Origin of the sequence: Aeromonas sp. ASNIH2 (assembly GCF_002934795.1) — a bacterium.
Taxonomy (GTDB): Bacteria; Pseudomonadota; Gammaproteobacteria; order Enterobacterales; family Aeromonadaceae; genus Aeromonas; species Aeromonas caviae.
In genome coordinates this window covers 826,728-842,927 of the sequence record NZ_CP026406.1, presented here as the reverse complement: position 1 = coordinate 842,927, position 16,200 = coordinate 826,728, and the positions used below count along the sequence as shown (strand labels likewise).

The following is a 16,200-nucleotide window of genomic DNA, read 5'->3' as shown; positions in this document are numbered from 1 at the left end:
TCCCGGGGCGCCTTCGCCCCCGCTCTCTTCTCCTTATCGAGCCGTTTTCCATGAAGATCCTGCACACCGCCGACTGGCACCTCGGTCATCAGCTTCACGGCCACGACCGCCGCTTCGAACACGACGCCTTCCTCGACTGGCTGGCCGACACCATCAAGACCCGCGACATCGATGCCCTGCTGGTGGCGGGCGATCTGTTCGACACCGCCAACCCTCCCGCCAGTGCCTGGCAGCAGCTCTACCGCTTCCTGGCACGGCTGCGCGCCGAGCACCCGGCACTGGAGATGGTGCTCATCGGCGGCAACCACGACTCCCCCTCCAAGCTGGATGCCCCCCACGAGCTGCTACGCGCCTTCGACCTGCATCTGGTGGGCAGCATCAGCCGGGACGACGAGGGACGCCTCGAGACCGAGCGCCTGCTGGTGCCGCTGCGAGGCAAGAACGGCGAGGTGGCCGCCTGGTGCGCCGCCGTGCCGTTTCTGCGCAGCAGCGATCTGCGCCCAGAAGGGCTCAGGGAGGGGCAGGACAGACTCATCGAAGGGGTACGCCAGGTCTATGAGGCGGTGCTGAGCGAGGGGCGGGCGCGCTGCCATCCGGACCAGGCCCTCATCGCTATGGGCCACGCCTATCTGGCGGCGGGCCAGCTCTCCGAGCTCTCCGAGCGGCGGGTGCTCGGCGGCAACCAGCATGCCCTGCCTGCCGAACTGTTTGCCGCCGCCGACTACACGGCGCTGGGTCACCTGCACCTGGCGCAGAGTCCGGCCGAGGGGGTGCACTACAGCGGCTCGCCGCTGCCGCTCTCGCTGGCCGAGGCGAACTACAACCATCAGGTGCTGGAGGTGACGTTTGAGGGGGGCAAGCTGGCCCGCCTTGAGCGGATCCCGGTGCCCCGCGCGGTGGAGATGATCCGCCTGCCCCAGAGCGGCCTTGACGAGGCGCTCAAGGCCATCGAGGCGCTGGCGCTGCACCCTTGCCCACAAGAAGCACAGCCCTTCCTCGAGGTACGGCTGCTGCTGCCCAAACCCGAGGCCCGCATCCGCGAGCGCGTGCTGGCCGCCATCGGCGACAAGCCGGTGCGCCTTGCCCGCATCACGACCAGTTATCAGGGCTCGGGCCAGGGGCTGGCGGATGGTGCCGGCCAGCGCCGGCTCGATGAGCTCTCCCCCACCGAGGTGTTTCGCCTCTGCTATCAGCGTCAGTTCGACGGGGAGCCGGAGGCCGAGCTGGTGGCGTCGTTTGAAGAGATCCTGGAGCAAGTGAAGGAGGCCAGCCAATGAAAATCTTGTCGCTGTCAGGGGAGAATCTGGCCAGCCTGACCGGCCCCTTTACCATCGATTTTGCTGGCGGCGCCCTGGGGGCCGCCGGCCTGTTTGCCATCACCGGCAATACCGGCGCCGGAAAGAGCACCCTGCTCGATGCCATCTGTCTGGCGCTCTACGACGAGATGCCGCGCTTTATCGCCAATCGCAAGAACGTCGCCGAAGTGGGCCGCATGGATGACGAGGAGAAACTCAAGGCCAACGACGTGCGCGGTATCCTCAGCCGCGGCCACGCCAGCGGTTTTGCCGAGGTGCAGTTTCGCGGCTGTGACGGCCGCATCTGGCTGGCCCGCTGGGCGGTGCGCCGGGCGCGCAACCGCGCCGAGGGGCGCTTTCAGGCCCAGGAGCGCAGCCTGACCGACGTGGCGTCGGGCCAGGTGTTCAGTGGCAGCAAGCGGGAGCTGCAGGATCGCATCGACGAGCTGGTGGGGCTCTCCTGGGAGCAGTTTCGCCGCGCCGTCATCCTGCCCCAGGGGGAGTTTGCCGCCTTCCTCAAGTCGAGCGCCGACGAGCGTTCGGCCCTGCTCGAACGGATGACCGGCACTGAGCTCTACTCCGCCATTTCGGTCCAGACCCATGAGCGGGCGCGGGAGGAGCAGCAGAAACTGGCCGCCATCAGCCAGCGGCTCGGTGACGTGGCGTTGATGGACGAGGCGACCCGCGAGCAGTGGGTGAGCCAGCAGGTCAGCCTCGCCACCAGCCTCAAACACGAGCAGCAGCAACAGCAACTGATGCAGGACTTGCGGGATCTCAACGGCCGCATCGCTGCGCAGTTGCAGGCCTGTCAGGAGGGAGAGGCGGCCCTTGCCGCGGCGGAGGCGGCCCACGGTGCGGCCGCTCCCGAGCGGGAGGAGTTCGCCCGCGCCGAGCAGGCCCAGGTGGCCCGCGCCGATCACGACGAGCTGGCTCGCCTCACCCTGGAGGTGCAGCAGCAGGAGAAGGCACTGGCCGAGCTTGGCCCCGAACTTGGCAAGCTGGAGGAGCAGACCCAGCAGAGTGCCCTCACCGAACAGCAACTGCTGGCGGAGAAGATCGCCGCCGAGCGCGAGTGGGGAGCCCTGCAACCCGAACTCAAACGGGCGCAGGAGCTCGACACCCGCATTCGGGAAAAGCAGCAGCAACTGCAGAAGATCCAGCAGGAGGGGTCGCAGGAGCGGGAGGTGCAGCTCACCCTGGAACAGGGCTGGCGCCAGCAGCGCCAGCAGGTGGAGCAGCTCAAGGCCCAGCACCTGCAGTGGGGCGCCTGGCTTGAGGAGCACAAGGAGCTGGCGCCGGTGGCCCGCCAGTGGCAGCCGCTGCTCACTGCCATGCAGGATTGGGCCGAGGATGCCGACAGGCTGCAGCAACTGCTCACCCTGCGCGAGCACAAGCTGCGCACCCTCAGGCAACTGCAACACCAGCTGGAGCAGGGGCAGCAGGAGCGCGACTACTGGCAGCGCGAGCAGACCCGGTTGCAGCAACAGCAGCACGAATTGCAGGAGCAGCAGTGGGAGGGGCGTCTGGCCAAGGCGCAGGAGCAGTGGCAGCAGCAGACCGAACAACTGGGCCAGCTGCGCCAGCTGCTGGAGCTGGCGGACTATGGCCGCAATCACGGTGAGCAGCATGGTCGCCTGCAGCAGGAGATCGCCCAGCTGGAGCAGGCGCTCGGCAAGCTGGCCATCCTCGGCGATGAGTTGACGCCGGCCCGCGAGCGGCTCGCCCTGCAACGGGACGAGGCACGCCGCGCGCTGGAGCAGTCCCGTGCCATCGCCAGTTTCGAGCAGCATCGCCACATCCTGCGCGACGGTGAACCTTGCCCGCTCTGCGGCGCCGAGGAGCACCCCTATCACCAGAGCCAGCCGCAGGTGGCCGGTATTCTCGGCCAGCTGGCGGAGCGCGTCCGCAGCCTGGAGCTCGAGTGGGAGCGGCTCAATCACCAATACATTCAGTGCGAGAGCGAACGCCAGGAGCTGGCCCGCCAGTTGGCAGTGCGTCAGCTGCATCTACCTGAGCTGGAGACGCGCGCCGAGCAGCTGACCCAGCGTTGGCAGCAGCTGGGCGGTGCCGAGCTGCTGGGCCATCCGCTGCCGCTGCGTCAGAGCCCGATCGAGTGGAACGAGTTGATGAGTACCCTGCTCGGCCGCGGCCAGAGTCTGGAGCAGGGGCTGGCCCGCAGCCAGCAGCAACTGCGCGAGGCCCAGCAGGGGCAGCAGCAGTTGCAGGCCGTGCGCCAGCAGCTGAGCCAGCTGGCCAGCCAGCACCAGCAGTTCGAGCAGCAGTGGCAGGAGGCCGACCGCCAGCGCATCGCCCTGGAAGGGGAGGTGAAGGGGATGGGCGAGCAGGAAACGACCCTGCGCCAGCGCCTTGAGCAGGGGGGCAGCCGGCTCGACGAGCAGATGGGAGGCCAGCCCTGGCGTCAGTGGCTGGGCAGCCAGCAGTGGCGCGAGTGGCAGCGGGCCTGCGAGGCCTGGCTGCACGGCCAGAGCGAGTGGGAGCGGCTGACCGGCGAGATTGCCAGCCTCACCCCGACTCTGAGTGCTCAGGAGGCGCGCTTGCAGACCCAGCGTGAGCTGCTGCACAAGCTCGAGCGCGACTACAAGGAACATGAACAGCAACGGCAGGGGCTGGTTACCAGTCGTGCCACCTGCCTGGGGGGGGAGGAGATTGCCCTGGTCGAGAGCCGCTGGCAGCAGCGGCTGCAGCAACTGGCCAGCGAGCTGGAGACGATGCAGGGGGCGGCCCGCACCCTGCGCGAGCGCCAGACCGAGCTCAAGACCCGTCTCAGCCATCTGGAGCAGGAGAAGCAGGTGAGCAGCCGGCGGCGACGGGAGGTGCTGGGGCGCTGGGCTGCCCACGCCAGCAGCCTCGGCATCGCCGAATATGATCTGCGCCGCCTGCTGGCCATGAGCCCGGATGAGCTCAAGGGGCGCCGCGCCGCCTTGCAGGCGCTGGAGGATGCCCGCGCCGAGGCGCGTACCCGTTTGACCGAGCGGCAGCGGGCGCTGGCGCTGGAGGAGAGCAAGCGGGATCGTTACCGCGAGCATCACCCCGAGCTGGCCGCGTTGGCGCCACAGGAGCTCGACAGCCGGCTGACGGCGCTGGAGGCGCACTGCCGCGCCCTCGACGAGCAGCTGTTCCAGTGCAAGAGCACGCTGGCCCAGGCCGAGGCGGCGGCCCTCAAGGCGGGCACCTTGCAGGAGAAGCTGGCTGCCCAGCAGGCGGTGGCGGATCATTGGCAGCGGCTCTGTGATCTCATCGGTTCTGCCAGCGGCGCCAAGCTGCGCACCTTCGCCCAGAGCCTCACCCTGGAGCGGCTGCTGCTGGAGGCCAACGCCCAGCTCGCCGAGCTCTCCCCCCGCTATCGGCTGGAGCGGGTGCCCGGCACCGATCTGGCGCTGCAGGTGGTGGATCTCGACATGGGGGATGAGGTGCGCTCGGTGGACTCCCTCTCCGGCGGCGAAAGCTTCCTGGTGTCGCTGGCGCTGGCGCTGGCCCTCTCCAGCCTGTCGTCACGCCAGACCCAGGTCGAATCGCTCTTTATCGACGAGGGCTTCGGCACCCTGGATCCGGACAGTCTGGATCTGGCGCTCTCAAGCCTTGACTCCCTGCAGGCGGCCGGCCGCCAGATCGGGGTCATCTCCCACGTGCAGACCCTGGTGGAGCGGATCGGTGTGCAGGTGCGGGTGGAGGCCCTCGGCGGCGGCGAAAGCCGGGTAGTGTTGCCCGGCTGACGACGTGTCGCCCATGACCCTCCATGAACAAAAAGGCCCCTGTCACAGGGGCCTTTTTGTTGGTGTGCAACCCGTCGCTGGTTATTTGCGCTCGGGCAGCATATTGGTCAGGGTATTGTCCTTGAGCACATGGTGGTGGTAGATGGCTGCCGCCGCGTGCAGGGCAATCAGCGCATAGCCAATGTTGGCCAGCGTCTCGTGCAGCTCCTTGATGGTACCCTTCAGGCCGTCGTCGGGGGCGATGAGGGCGGGGAGCGCCAGGCCGAAGAAGGGAATGGGCTTGCCCCCTGCGCTCAACAGCAGCCAGCCCAGCAGCGGGGTGAGGATCAGGAAGCCATAGAGCGCCAGGTGGGCGAGCTTGGCCAGCGTGAGCATCAGGGGGGAGAGCTCGGGCACGATACGCGGTGAAGGGCTACCCACGCGCACCAGCAGGCGCACGACCACCAGCGCCAGGATCAGCAGACCCACCATGAAGTGAAACTCCTTCATCAGGTCGCGGCCAGCCGACCCTTTGGGGAAGATGTCCCTGAACTCCATCAGGCCGTAGACGGCGATCATCAGCAGCAGGGTCAACCAGTGCAGCCCTATGCTCAGGCTGCCATAACGTTGTTCGGTATTTCTCAGCATCGTTGTCTCCTCGCCACTTAAGCGGCTTATCTCTTTTCATCCCGTCTCATATCGAGCCAAAGGACCCGCAGGTATCCCTCTTGAGGGTACTCGGCTTGCTTATGCCCGTGTTGATCTCGATAACATTTCTGCCTGTTTGCCGTCATGCTGACCTGTGCGGGAGCCCATGGAGTATCGGGAGATGGAAGGGGCAAAAAAAAACCGAAGCACCAGGCTTCGGTTTTTGGCGGTCACTGGCGTCAGGCCAGGGCGCATTATTTCTTGATGCGGATCACCGGGGTTTCGCCCACGGTCACGGCGCCAGTCATTTTCACCAGCTCTTTGATCTCGTCCATGTTGGAGATGACCACAGGTGTCAGGGTAGACTTGGCTTTAGCTTCCAGAACGGCCAGATCGAACTCGATGATGGTGTCACCGCGCTTGACCTGTTGACCTTCCTGAGCGATACGGGTGAAACCTTCACCCTTCAGCTCGACGGTGTCGATACCGAAGTGAACGAACAGCTCGATACCAGAGTCGGACTCCAGAGAGAACGCGTGGTTGGTCTCGAAGATTTTGCCGATGGTGCCGTCGCACGGAGCAACCATCTTGTTGCCGGCCGGCTTGATGGCGATGCCGTCGCCGACGATCTTCTCGGCGAAGACAACGTCAGGCACATCTTCGATGGGGACGATTTCGCCGGACAGCGGAGCAAAGATTTCGATGCCGCCAGTGTCAGAACTATCGTCGGAAACCAGTTTCTTCAGTTTGTCGAACAGACCCATAGTAAAAGCTCCTAGAGATGATTGTCGCTGTTTGCAGCCGATCTTAGCAGACTGCCTTCTGCTTAATAAAGTTATCTACGCACGCTTCGATTTCGGCGGCGGTGGCAAAGCTCAGCGCCTGGTCGGCCATGGCCTTCACATCTTCGAAGTTGGTGTTGCGGATAAGCTTCTTGATACGCGGTACAGAGATGGCGCTCATGGAGAACTCATCCAGACCCATACCCAGCAGCAGCAGGGTGGCGCGTTCGTCACCAGCCAGTTCACCGCACATACCGGTCCACTTGCCATTGTCATGGGAAGCGTCGATCACCATCTTGATCAGGGTCAGGACGGAGGGTGACAGCGGGTTGTACATGGCGGAAATCATCTCGTTACCACGGTCGACAGCCAGGGTGTACTGGGTCAGGTCGTTGGTACCGATACTGAAGAAATCCACTTCCTTGGCCAGATGATGAGCCATCACGGCCGCGGCCGGGGTCTCGATCATGATACCCACTTCGATGGATTCATCAAAGGCTTTGCCTTCGGCACGCAGTTCGGCTTTCAGCGTCTCCACGGTAGCCTTCAGGCTGCGGAACTCTTCGACGGAGATGATCATCGGGAACATGATGCGCAGTTTGCCGAAGGCAGACGCACGCAGGATGGCCCGCAGCTGGGCGTGCATGATGTCGGTGCGATCGAAGAAGATACGCACGGCACGCCAGCCCAGGAAGGGGTTCATCTCTTTCGGGAAATTCATGTAGGGCAGCTCTTTGTCGCCGCCGATGTCCATGGTACGGACAATGATCGGTTGATCCGGCATGGCTTCGGCCACTTCCTTGTAAGCCTTGAACTGCTCGTCTTCGGTCGGCAGCGCGTCACGGTCCATGAACAGGAACTCGGTACGGTACAGACCCACGCCTTCGGCGCCGTTGCGGATGGCACCTTCGGTATCCTTGACGGTCCCGATGTTGGCGCACACTTCGACCTGGTGGCCATCCAGGGTGATGGCAGGCAGGTCTTTGAGCTTGGCCAGCTCGTCCTTCTCTGCCTGGAACTGGGCCTGGAACTTCTTGGCTTCGTTCAACTGGTCGGCAGTCGGGTTGATGATGACCTGGTTGTTGATCGCATCCAGCACCAGCATGTCACCGTTCTTGACGCGCTCGGTGATGTCGTTGGTGCCCACGACGGCCGGCAGCTCCAGGGAGCGGGCCATGATGGAGGTGTGGGAGGTACGGCCACCGATGTCGGTGACGAAGCCCAGCACGTATTTCAGGTTGATCTGAGCGGTTTCAGACGGGGTCAGGTCTTTGGCGACAAGGATGACCTCTTCGTCGATGGTGCTCAGGTTGACAACGGCGATGCCCAGTACGTTCTTGACCAGACGGGTGCCGATGTCACGGAAGTCGGTGGCGCGCTCACGCAGATAGGGGTCATCCAGATCGGCCATCATCTTGGCGTACTGTTCGATCACCTCGTGAACGGCTCTGTCGGCAGAGGCCTTGTGTTCTTTGATGAAGGATCTGATATCCCCTTCCAGCTCTTCATCTTCGAGCAGCATGATGTGGCCTTCGAAGATGGCCTCTTTTTCCTCACCGAAGGTGCGACCGGCCATCTCTTTGATGGCTTCCAGCTGTGCGGCTGATTTGGTGCGGGCTTCGAGGAAGCGGTTGATCTCGGCATCAATCTGTTCGGCGGGAATCTTGCCCTGATTGATAACGATTTCATCTTCTTTCAGAAGAAGCGCCTTGCCGAATGCGATACCGGGGGACGCAAGAATGCCAGATATCATAATCCTTCCTATTAAAACGACTGTGGGGGAGGAATAAAGCTGGATTACTCCAGCTCGTCCATCAGGGCAACCAGCTTCTCAACGGCTTTCTGAGCGTCCGGGCCGTCAGCCTGGATGGTCACGTTGGTGCCTTTGGTCAGACCCAGGGTCTGGAGCTTGAACAGGCTCTTGGCGCTGGCGGATTTGCCACCGGAGACCACAGTGATCTCGCTTTGGAATTCTTTGGCTTCTTTCACGAACTGAGCTGCAGGACGGGTGTGCAGGCCGTTTTCAGCAGTAATAACAACAGACTTCTCGTACATGGTTTCACCCCATATTATTGATATTGTTTGGAGAGATGGTCGCCAATGAGGCTTCCTGTCTCACCGTGTCAGTATGGATATGTTGTAAAGTAACGAAATCAGACCTGCAATGGTTTAATCCAGGTCAATTTTCTGTGCAGTATTCGGCGTCGTGGCCAGGTAATTTTTCGCTATCAGGCTGCAAGCCGCGTCAGGCCTGGCCTGAAATTATTTTCTAACGAAAAATAACACTTTGTTACCTTGTGATACCTTGCCAGCAAACACCTCGTGACGCCGCACAGGATATGAGATTTATCACAGAATGTCTGCTTTTTTTGTCATATCCAAGTTTGTTATTTTACCCCAAAAAATAAGGGGCCGAGTGGCACTGATGGCTAGAGAGTTTAGCGCATAATGAAAACGGCGCTCCGAGGAGCGCCGTCGTTTTGGTGTTGGCTGATCAACTACTGCTGCAATTCCTGCTCGCTGAACACACCGGCGAAGAGGGCGCTGGAGAGGTAACGCTCGGCGGCGCTCGGCAGGATGACGACAATCGTTTTCCCTTCGAATTCCGGCTGCTCGGCCAGACGGTTGGCTGCGACCACGGCAGCGCCGGAGCTGATACCGGCCAGGATCCCTTCCTCTTCCATCAGGCGGCGGGCCATCTCGATGGCTTCATCACTGCTCACCTGCTCGACGCGGTCCAGCAGGCTCAAATCCAGGTTGCCCGGGATGAAGCCGGCGCCGATGCCCTGGATCTTGTGGGGACCGGGCTTTATCTCTTCACCCGCCAGTTTCTGGCTGATGACGGGGGATTCGCTGGGCTCGACCGCCACGGAGACGATGGCCTTGCCTTTGGTCTTCTTGATGTAGCGGGAGACCCCGGTGATGGTGCCGCCGGTGCCGACGCCCGCCACGAACACATCCACCTCGCCATCGGTGGCGTCCCAGATCTCGGGTCCAGTGGTCTGCTCGTGGATTTCCGGGTTGGCCGGGTTTTCAAACTGTTGCAGCAGCACGTACTTGCCCGGCTCGGATTCGAGGATCTCGTTGGCCTTGGCAATGGCGCCCTTCATGCCGAGGGGACCTTCGGTCAGCACCAGGTTGGCACCCAGGGCCTTGAGCAGCTTGCGGCGCTCCAGGCTCATGGTGGCCGGCATGGTCAGGGTGATGGGATAGCCGCGGGCCGCAGCCACGAATGCCAGGGCAATGCCCGTGTTGCCGCTGGTGGGCTCGATGATCTCCTTGCCCTTGGTCAGCACGCCGCGTTTCTCGGCATCCCAGATGAGGTTGGCACCGATCCGGCACTTGACGCTGAAGCTTGGGTTGCGGCTCTCGATCTTGGCCAGCACGCGGCCCTTGGTAACACGGTTGAGACGAACAAGCGGGGTGTTGCCTATGGTCTGGCTGTTGTCCTCAAAAATTTTGCTCATGGTGCTATCCCTGTGTTTGTTAAGGCGATGAAACAAGATTACCCTGTGGTTTCTGAATGAGAAGTGACGAATCGTTATAACAATATGTTATTACAACATATAGAACTTATTCTCTCTTGCCGAGGGGGCTCCCGCTGCCTGGGCATCCAATGGAAGGGATCTCATGGGATTTGCAGGAAGCGATCGCTATCTCGCATCACAGGCACTGAAGATGGCCGTCGATGCCGCCATCGTGCTGGAGAAGCCGCTGCTCATCAAGGGTGAACCCGGTACGGGCAAGACAGTGCTGGCGGAGGCGGTAGCCGAATCCCTGGGCGCCGAGCTCATCAGCTGGCACATCAAGTCCACCACCAAGGCCCAGCAGGGGCTCTACGAATACGATGCCGTCGCCCGGCTGCGAGACTCCCAGCTCGGTGACCCCAGGGTAGGGGAGATTGGCCACTACATCCGCCGGGGCAAGCTGTGGCAGGCCTTCAGCGCAGAGCGGCGGCCAGTGCTGCTCATCGATGAAATCGACAAGGCGGACATCGAGTTTCCCAACGATCTGCTGCTGGAGCTGGATCGGATGGAGTTCGATGTTTACGAGACCGGCGAGCGCGTGAAGGCGCGCCAGCGGCCGGTGGTCATCATCACCTCCAACAACGAAAAAGAGCTGCCGGATGCCTTCCTGCGCCGCTGCTTCTTCCACTACATCCGCTTCCCCGACAAGGCCGAGATGCAGGCCATCGTCAAGCTCCACTACCCAAACCTCAAGGAGAGCCTGCTCGGTGAGGCGATGGAGCTCTTCTTCGAGCTGCGCGAGGTAGAGGGGCTGCGCAAGAAGCCGTCCACCTCGGAGCTGCTGGACTGGATCCGGCTGCTTTTGGCCGACGATATCGCCCCCGAGGCGATGCGCACCCGCGAGCTGGGCAAACTGGTGCCTGCCCTCTACGGCGCCCTGCTCAAGACGGAGCAGGACTTGCACCTCTTCGAGAAGCTCGCTTTTCTGGCCAGACGCGGCAGCTGACCCATGCTGATCGACTTTTTTACCCATCTGCGCCGTCACAAGCTCCCCTGCAGCCTGCGCGAATTGCTGGACTTGCACGCGGCGCTGGCTGCCCAGCTGGCCAGCCTCGACATGGACGAGTTCTACCAGCTATCCCGCTGCCTGCTGGTGAAAGACGAGGCGCACTATGATCGCTTCGATCGCGCCTTCGCCGAGTATTACGAGGGGTTGGCCGCCATCCCCCTGTTGCCGGAGAGCCTGCCCGAGGAGTGGCTGCGCAAGGAGTTCGAGCGACTGTTAAGCCCGGAGGAGAAGGCGTTGCTCCAATCCCTTGGCGGGCTGGACAAGCTGCTGGAGACCCTCAATCAGCGGCTAAGCGAGCAGAAGGAGCGTCACGCGGGCGGCAACAAGTGGGTCGGCACCGGGGGCAGCAGCCCGTTCGGTCACGGCGGCTATCACCCGGAAGGGATCCGCATGGGGGGAGAGGGCCAGCATGGGCGGGCGACCAAGGTGTGGGAGGCGCGCCACTTTCGCAACTTCAGTGACGACTCGCCCCTGGGGCAGCGCGCCATCCAGCTCGCCCTGCGCAAGCTCAGGCGCTGGGTGCGCCGGGGCAATTCCGACGAGCTGGATCTCGACGACACCATCCAAAGCTCGGCCAGGCAAGGCTGGCTCGATGTGAAGCTGCGGCCCGAGCGCCACAACGGGGTCAAACTGCTGGTCTTCTTCGACGTAGGGGGCTCCATGGATGCCCACGTGGCCGAGGTGCAGCGCCTCTTTTCGGCCCTGCGCCACGAGTTCAAGCACCTGGTGTTCTTCTATTTTCACAACTGCCTCTACGACTTCGTCTGGCAGGACAATGCCAGGCGCCATGATGATCGGTTCGATACCTTGCGGCTGCTGCGCACCTACGGCAGCGACTACAGGGTGATGGTGGTGGGGGATGCGAAGATGGGCCCCTATGAAATCACCTGGCCAGGTGGCAGCGTAGAGTACTGGAACGAGGAGCCCGGCCAGGTGTGGCTCGGGCGCCTGCAACAACATTTCCCCAAGATGGTGTGGGTCAATCCGCTGCCAAGGCAGGAGTGGCTGTGGCACCCCTCCATCAAGTTGATGAACGAATTGATCGGCGGGCGGATGCACCCGCTGACCCTGGCGGGTCTGGCTGCGGCTATCGACCAGCTGTGACCCTCTGAACCCTAAAAAACAGACAAGCCGGGATTGCACCCGGCCAGGAGCAAAGATGACCTCTATCGTAATCAGTGGCTCAGGCCTCTATACCCCTCCCTTTGCCGTCAGCAATGAAGCGCTGGTGGCGGCCTTCAACCAGTACGTGGATCTCTACAACGAGGAGAACGCCTCCGCCATCGATGCAGGGCAGCTGCCTGCCAAACAGCACTCGAGCTGCGAGTTCATCGAGAAGGCCTCCGGCATCAAGAGCCGCTATCTGGTGAGCAGCGAGGGGGTGCTGGATCCCGACATCATGCAACCGCTCATGGCTGAGCGCCCGGACGATCAGCCCTCCATCATGGTGGAGATGGCGGTGGCGGCCGCCGAGCAGGCGCTGATCGCCGCCGGTCGTGAACCGGGGGAGATCGATCTTGTCATCGTCGCCGCCTCCAACATGCCGCGCCCCTACCCGGCGCTGGCCATCGAATTGCAGCACTATCTCGGCGCCAGCGGCCTGGCGTTCGACATGAACGTGGCCTGCTCTTCCGCCACCTTCGGGATCAAGACCGCCGCAGACATGCTGGCGGCAGGCACCGCCCGGCTGGCGCTGGTGGTCAATCCGGAGATCTGCTCGGGTCACCTCAACTTCCGTGATCGGGACAGTCACTTCATCTTCGGGGATGCCTGTACCGCCGTGCTGCTGGAGCGGGAGGCCGATTGCCAGGTGGCCAACCCCTGGCAACTGGTGGCCAGCAAGCTGGTGACCCAGTACTCCAACAACATCCGCAACAACTTCGGCTTCCTGAACCGGCTCAGCCCGCGCACCCGCTACGGCGACGACAAGCTGTTCCGCCAGCAGGGGCGCAAGGTGTTCAAGGAGGTGCTGCCCCTGGTGTGCGATCAGATAGCCTCCCAGCTGGCGGAGCAGGGATGGGCGGCCGATGGCTTGAGCCGGCTCTGGCTTCATCAGGCCAACCTCACCATGAACCAGTTCATCAGTCGCAAGTTGCTGGGCCATGACGCCAGCCAGCAGGAGGCACCTGTCATCCTCGACCGCTACGGCAACACCAGCTCGGCGGGTTCCATCATCGCCTTCCACCTCTTCAACCAGGATCTGCCGAGCGGGGCTCGCGGGGTGCTCTGCTCCTTTGGGGCCGGTTACTCCATCGGCAGCCTGCTGCTGCAGCGGCGCTGAGCACCCTGTTTTGCCCATAAAAAAGCCACCCGAGAGGGTGGCTTTTTTCATGCTGCCCGAGAGGCTTTTTTCAAGCGGATTCGATGGCCAGTACCTGACATTGCGGTTCTTTTATCTGAAATCGCACGTTCACATCGAACAATCTGACACCGTACACCTTGTCATCCGGCTTGCCCTTCTTGTAAGCAGGGCGGGGATCCTGAGCCAGCACCTCCCTCACCAGTTCACGCAGCTCCGGGTGGGCCTTGAGCCAGGGGGCGAGCTGCTGCTCGGCCTGGGCGCTGAAGCTCACCGCCAGCGGCGGGGTAGGGGCATCGGGGGCGAAACCGCCACGGGCGTGGGGCAGGCTGTCGGCATAGGGGACATAGGGCTTGATGTCGACAACGGGGGTGCCGTCGAGCAAGTCCACGGCGCCCAGCTCGAGCCAGAGCTTGCCGCGCTCACGTCCCACCCCGTGCAGCTCGACCACGGAGAGGCCGAGGGGGTTGGGGCGGAAGGTGGAGCGGGTGGCAAAGACCCCGACCCGCTCGTTGCCGCCGAGGCGCGGCGGGCGCACCGTCGGGTGCCAGCCCTGATCCATGGTCTGGTGAAACACGAAGCTGATCCAGAGATGGGAGAATTGCTCGATGCCGCGCAGCACATCGGGCTGATCATAGGGAGGAAGCAGTTCGAGGCGGGCGCGAGCCGCGCTGACCAGACCGGGCTGGCGGGGTATGGCGAACTTCTCCTTGTAGGGAGAGCGGATGATCCCTAGGGTATCGATATCGAACTTCATGGCGGATCCTGGCTGAAAACCCGGGCAATGTAGCACAGGCACGCCGAAAACGCAGGGGGAGCACCAGGACGCGGCCCCTGTGCTCCCGATCCCAGACCCGGTGCCCGGGGGCTGTGTCCTGGTGCCAACTTGCGTAGGGTGGGGCGGCAAAAGGGGTGGCGGGGGAGCGGGCAAGGAGCCTGCTGCCCGCACCATGACGATATGCCTGGCGGCATCAGAGCGTGCCTGGGACGTGTGCTCACCATGCCAGGCCATGGCCGTTTCGGCTGCCCGTGGAGGGGCTGCAAGGAGAGGGCGCCATAGAGGAGAGACAGGGATGAAATTGTTGATTATCGGCGGCACCGGCTTTCTGGGTCGCCACCTGACCACGCTGGCCCTGGATTGGGGGCACGAGGTGACGCTGTTCAATCGCGGCCACCGCCAGCACCCGGATTGGCGGGAGCTGACCCAGCTTCACGGGGACAGAGACGGGGACCTGGCCCCCTTGCGGGGCGAGGGGCGGCACTGGGATCTGGTCATCGACACCTGCTGCTACCGCCCCGAACAGGCCGAAGGACTCTCTGACGCTCTGCTGGGGCGCTGTGATCGGCTCATCTTCATTTCCACCATCAGTGTCTATCGCGATTTTTCCCAACCCGGCATGGATGAGTCGGCCCCCTTGCACGAGATAGCAGGAGCGCCCACCGACTACGGCCCCCTCAAGGTGCTGTGCGAGTCGGTGTATCGCGCCCGCTGGGGAGATCGCCTGTGCACCCTGCGCCCCGGCGTGCTCTGCGGCCCCTTTGACCCGACCGCTCGTCTTGCCTGGTGGGTGAGGCGGGTGCAGCGGGGCGGGCCCTGGCTCTTGCCGGGGCTGGGGGAGGACAGGCTGCAATACCTGGATGTGCGCGACTGCGCCGAGTTCGTGCTGCGGGCTGCCGAGCAGCGACTCGCTGGGTGCTTCAACCTGATCAAGCCCGGCATCGCACTGAACGACTGGGTGGAGCGTCTTGCTGCCCGGCTGACGCCAGCGACCCCCTTGCAGCTCGAGTGGGCTCCCTGGCGTGGCCTGATGGCGGCAGGGGTGGCGCCCTGGCAAAGCTATCCCACGCTGCTGCCAAACGAGCTGCCCGAGTATGCTGGGTATGGCACCATCAGCGCCGAGGCCGCCATCGTCCATGGCCTGAACTTTCGCCCCCTGGAGGAGACGGTTGACGATCTGGTGGTATGGCTTGCCAGCAACCCCCGGGGGCCGCTGCCAGGCATGACCCCGGATGAGGAACAGGCCCTGCGACGACGAGTGGAGGTTTCCTTGTCATCGAATGCGTACTAGCCGACATCATAAAGAAGAGGGCACCCCGGGGTGCCCTCTTCTCATGTGGGGTGTTCATCCATGACGGGGCTCAGCGCAGCAATGCCCCCGCGTCGGCCAGCAGGGTCCTCAGCACACTGCGATGGCAGCGGGACTCCTGTTCGCAGTAGCACCCCACCGAGAAATGGGTGGTGTGGGAGAGGGCAGCCAGCAGGGCCAGATCGTGCCTCGCGGCCGGGGCGGCCATCTCGGCCTTGTACTGCTTGCAGAAGGCGGTCCACCGGGCCGGGGTGTCGGCAGTCTGACCGAGTTTCATGGTCTCGGCGCTGGGGGCCAGATTGGGGAACCAGACGTCGTACCAATCCTGGCTGGCGAACGCCGCTTTGGGCACGCCGCGAGGGGGGCGACGCACGGTGCCGATGCGAAGCCCCTCATCCTCGAGGCGGGGGCTGCCGAGTCGCACGATGGCGATCGCCATGGCAGGACTTACTTCTCTTCGGCCACTTTCAGCGCCTGGCCGTAGCAGATCACCTGCTTCAGGCAGCCCGGCACGACGCTGAACTCGGCGCACTTGTCGAAGCTGACGCCGTTGCCCCCCATGTCCGCCACGCGGCGGCGGGCCAGGGTACGGGCTTCACCGGCATTGGGCACCGCCTGATTGGCATCGCTCTGGCAGGATTCCCCCTCGACGGTGCCGAGATAGAGGTAGTTGAGGTCGGCGAGCTCGCTCTGCTCGTAGATCCGCACGCTCCCCGGCTTGAAGTACTCGTCGAAGTTTTCCTTGTCCAGATTGCTGTTGAAGGCGAAGTCGGCGCAACCGGAGGCAATCAGGGGCATCATCAGGATCAGGCGTTTCATATCGGCATCTTGTTGGGTAGC

At 63.3% G+C, this 16,200-nt stretch carries 14 protein-coding genes; 6 read left to right on the top strand and 8 right to left on the bottom strand.

Annotated features, from left to right (window positions below):
• Positions 1 to 50: 50 nt before the first annotated feature.
• A complete protein-coding gene (locus tag C3F36_RS03830) occupies positions 51 to 1,277 on the top strand; it encodes an exonuclease SbcCD subunit D C-terminal domain-containing protein (protein ID WP_104454519.1) in 1,227 nt (408 codons plus the stop codon).
• Positions 1,274 to 5,029 (top strand): AAA family ATPase, encoded by a 3,756-nt coding sequence (locus C3F36_RS03825; RefSeq protein ID WP_104454518.1) that lies wholly within the window; start codon positions 1,274 to 1,276, stop codon positions 5,027 to 5,029. Before C3F36_RS03830 ends, C3F36_RS03825 begins: the two co-directional genes overlap by 4 nt.
• A gap of 81 nt (positions 5,030 to 5,110) precedes the next feature.
• Here the strand turns inward: C3F36_RS03825 and C3F36_RS03820 are convergent, their stop codons facing one another.
• From C3F36_RS03820 to cysK, 5 genes are all read right to left on the bottom strand, one after another.
• Positions 5,111 to 5,656, bottom strand: coding sequence for a cytochrome b (locus tag C3F36_RS03820; RefSeq protein ID WP_041214756.1), 546 nt, complete (start codon positions 5,654 to 5,656; stop codon positions 5,111 to 5,113).
• Between the two features lie 254 nt (positions 5,657 to 5,910).
• Entirely contained in the window at positions 5,911 to 6,420 is a 510-nt protein-coding gene (gene crr, locus C3F36_RS03815; protein ID WP_010673569.1) for a PTS glucose transporter subunit IIA, read from the bottom strand.
• Between the two features lie 43 nt (positions 6,421 to 6,463).
• Entirely contained in the window at positions 6,464 to 8,191 is a 1,728-nt protein-coding gene (gene ptsI / locus C3F36_RS03810; protein WP_041213301.1) for a phosphoenolpyruvate-protein phosphotransferase PtsI, read from the bottom strand.
• 44 nt (positions 8,192 to 8,235) lie between these two features.
• A complete protein-coding gene (locus C3F36_RS03805) occupies positions 8,236 to 8,493 on the bottom strand; it encodes an HPr family phosphocarrier protein (RefSeq protein WP_005303128.1) in 258 nt (85 codons plus the stop codon).
• A gap of 443 nt (positions 8,494 to 8,936) precedes the next feature.
• Positions 8,937 to 9,905 (bottom strand): cysteine synthase A, encoded by a 969-nt coding sequence (gene cysK, locus C3F36_RS03800; protein ID WP_010673571.1) that lies wholly within the window; start codon positions 9,903 to 9,905, stop codon positions 8,937 to 8,939.
• Positions 9,906 to 10,068: 163 nt separating this feature from the next.
• On the opposite strand from cysK, the gene C3F36_RS03795 reads away from it, so the two are divergent.
• The 3 genes from C3F36_RS03795 to C3F36_RS03785 are packed head-to-tail and all read left to right on the top strand — an operon-like array spanning position 10,069 to position 13,255.
• Positions 10,069 to 10,911 carry an AAA family ATPase gene (locus tag C3F36_RS03795; protein WP_104454517.1) on the top strand — a complete coding sequence of 281 codons (843 nt, stop codon included), beginning with the start codon at positions 10,069 to 10,071 and terminating at the stop codon, positions 10,909 to 10,911.
• A gap of 3 nt (positions 10,912 to 10,914) precedes the next feature.
• Positions 10,915 to 12,078, top strand: a complete 1,164-nt coding sequence (locus C3F36_RS03790; RefSeq protein WP_104454516.1) for a vWA domain-containing protein — start codon at positions 10,915 to 10,917, stop codon at positions 12,076 to 12,078.
• 55 nt (positions 12,079 to 12,133) lie between these two features.
• Positions 12,134 to 13,255: a beta-ketoacyl-ACP synthase III gene (locus C3F36_RS03785; protein ID WP_104454515.1), complete on the top strand. Its 1,122-nt coding sequence runs from the start codon at positions 12,134 to 12,136 to the stop codon at positions 13,253 to 13,255.
• 70 nt (positions 13,256 to 13,325) lie between these two features.
• Here C3F36_RS03785 and tsaA read toward each other — a convergent pair whose 3' ends face one another.
• Complete coding sequence (gene tsaA / locus C3F36_RS03780) at positions 13,326 to 14,030, bottom strand: tRNA (N6-threonylcarbamoyladenosine(37)-N6)-methyltransferase TrmO (protein WP_042864203.1); 705 nt, start codon at positions 14,028 to 14,030, stop codon at positions 13,326 to 13,328.
• Positions 14,031 to 14,346: 316 nt separating this feature from the next.
• On the opposite strand from tsaA, the gene C3F36_RS03775 reads away from it, so the two are divergent.
• Positions 14,347 to 15,342 carry an NAD-dependent epimerase/dehydratase family protein gene (locus C3F36_RS03775; RefSeq protein WP_104454514.1) on the top strand — a complete coding sequence of 332 codons (996 nt, stop codon included), beginning with the start codon at positions 14,347 to 14,349 and terminating at the stop codon, positions 15,340 to 15,342.
• A 70-nt stretch (positions 15,343 to 15,412) separates the two neighbouring features.
• Here C3F36_RS03775 and C3F36_RS03770 read toward each other — a convergent pair whose 3' ends face one another.
• Both C3F36_RS03770 and rcsF read right to left on the bottom strand, forming a co-directional pair.
• Positions 15,413 to 15,799, bottom strand: coding sequence for a DUF488 domain-containing protein (locus C3F36_RS03770; RefSeq protein ID WP_104454513.1), 387 nt, complete (start codon positions 15,797 to 15,799; stop codon positions 15,413 to 15,415).
• An 8-nt stretch (positions 15,800 to 15,807) separates the two neighbouring features.
• Positions 15,808 to 16,179, bottom strand: coding sequence for an Rcs stress response system protein RcsF (gene rcsF, locus C3F36_RS03765; RefSeq protein WP_104454512.1), 372 nt, complete (start codon positions 16,177 to 16,179; stop codon positions 15,808 to 15,810).
• Between the last annotated feature and the right edge of the window lie 21 nt (positions 16,180 to 16,200).

What these genes read in the sequence shown, in the direction of transcription:
- C3F36_RS03830 (WP_104454519.1), top strand. Translation starts at nt 51, where the DNA reads ATGAAGATCCTGCACACCGCCGACTGGCACCTCGGTCATCAGCTTCAC.
- C3F36_RS03825 (WP_104454518.1), top strand. Translation starts at nt 1,274, where the DNA reads ATGAAAATCTTGTCGCTGTCAGGGGAGAATCTGGCCAGCCTGACCGGC.
- C3F36_RS03820 (WP_041214756.1), bottom strand. Translation starts at nt 5,656, where the DNA reads ATGCTGAGAAATACCGAACAACGTTATGGCAGCCTGAGCATAGGGCTG.
- crr (WP_010673569.1), bottom strand. Translation starts at nt 6,420, where the DNA reads ATGGGTCTGTTCGACAAACTGAAGAAACTGGTTTCCGACGATAGTTCT.
- ptsI (WP_041213301.1), bottom strand. Translation starts at nt 8,191, where the DNA reads ATGATATCTGGCATTCTTGCGTCCCCCGGTATCGCATTCGGCAAGGCG.
- C3F36_RS03805 (WP_005303128.1), bottom strand. Translation starts at nt 8,493, where the DNA reads ATGTACGAGAAGTCTGTTGTTATTACTGCTGAAAACGGCCTGCACACC.
- cysK (WP_010673571.1), bottom strand. Translation starts at nt 9,905, where the DNA reads ATGAGCAAAATTTTTGAGGACAACAGCCAGACCATAGGCAACACCCCG.
- C3F36_RS03795 (WP_104454517.1), top strand. Translation starts at nt 10,069, where the DNA reads ATGGGATTTGCAGGAAGCGATCGCTATCTCGCATCACAGGCACTGAAG.
- C3F36_RS03790 (WP_104454516.1), top strand. Translation starts at nt 10,915, where the DNA reads ATGCTGATCGACTTTTTTACCCATCTGCGCCGTCACAAGCTCCCCTGC.
- C3F36_RS03785 (WP_104454515.1), top strand. Translation starts at nt 12,134, where the DNA reads ATGACCTCTATCGTAATCAGTGGCTCAGGCCTCTATACCCCTCCCTTT.
- tsaA (WP_042864203.1), bottom strand. Translation starts at nt 14,030, where the DNA reads ATGAAGTTCGATATCGATACCCTAGGGATCATCCGCTCTCCCTACAAG.
- C3F36_RS03775 (WP_104454514.1), top strand. Translation starts at nt 14,347, where the DNA reads ATGAAATTGTTGATTATCGGCGGCACCGGCTTTCTGGGTCGCCACCTG.
- C3F36_RS03770 (WP_104454513.1), bottom strand. Translation starts at nt 15,799, where the DNA reads ATGGCGATCGCCATCGTGCGACTCGGCAGCCCCCGCCTCGAGGATGAG.
- rcsF (WP_104454512.1), bottom strand. Translation starts at nt 16,179, where the DNA reads ATGAAACGCCTGATCCTGATGATGCCCCTGATTGCCTCCGGTTGCGCC.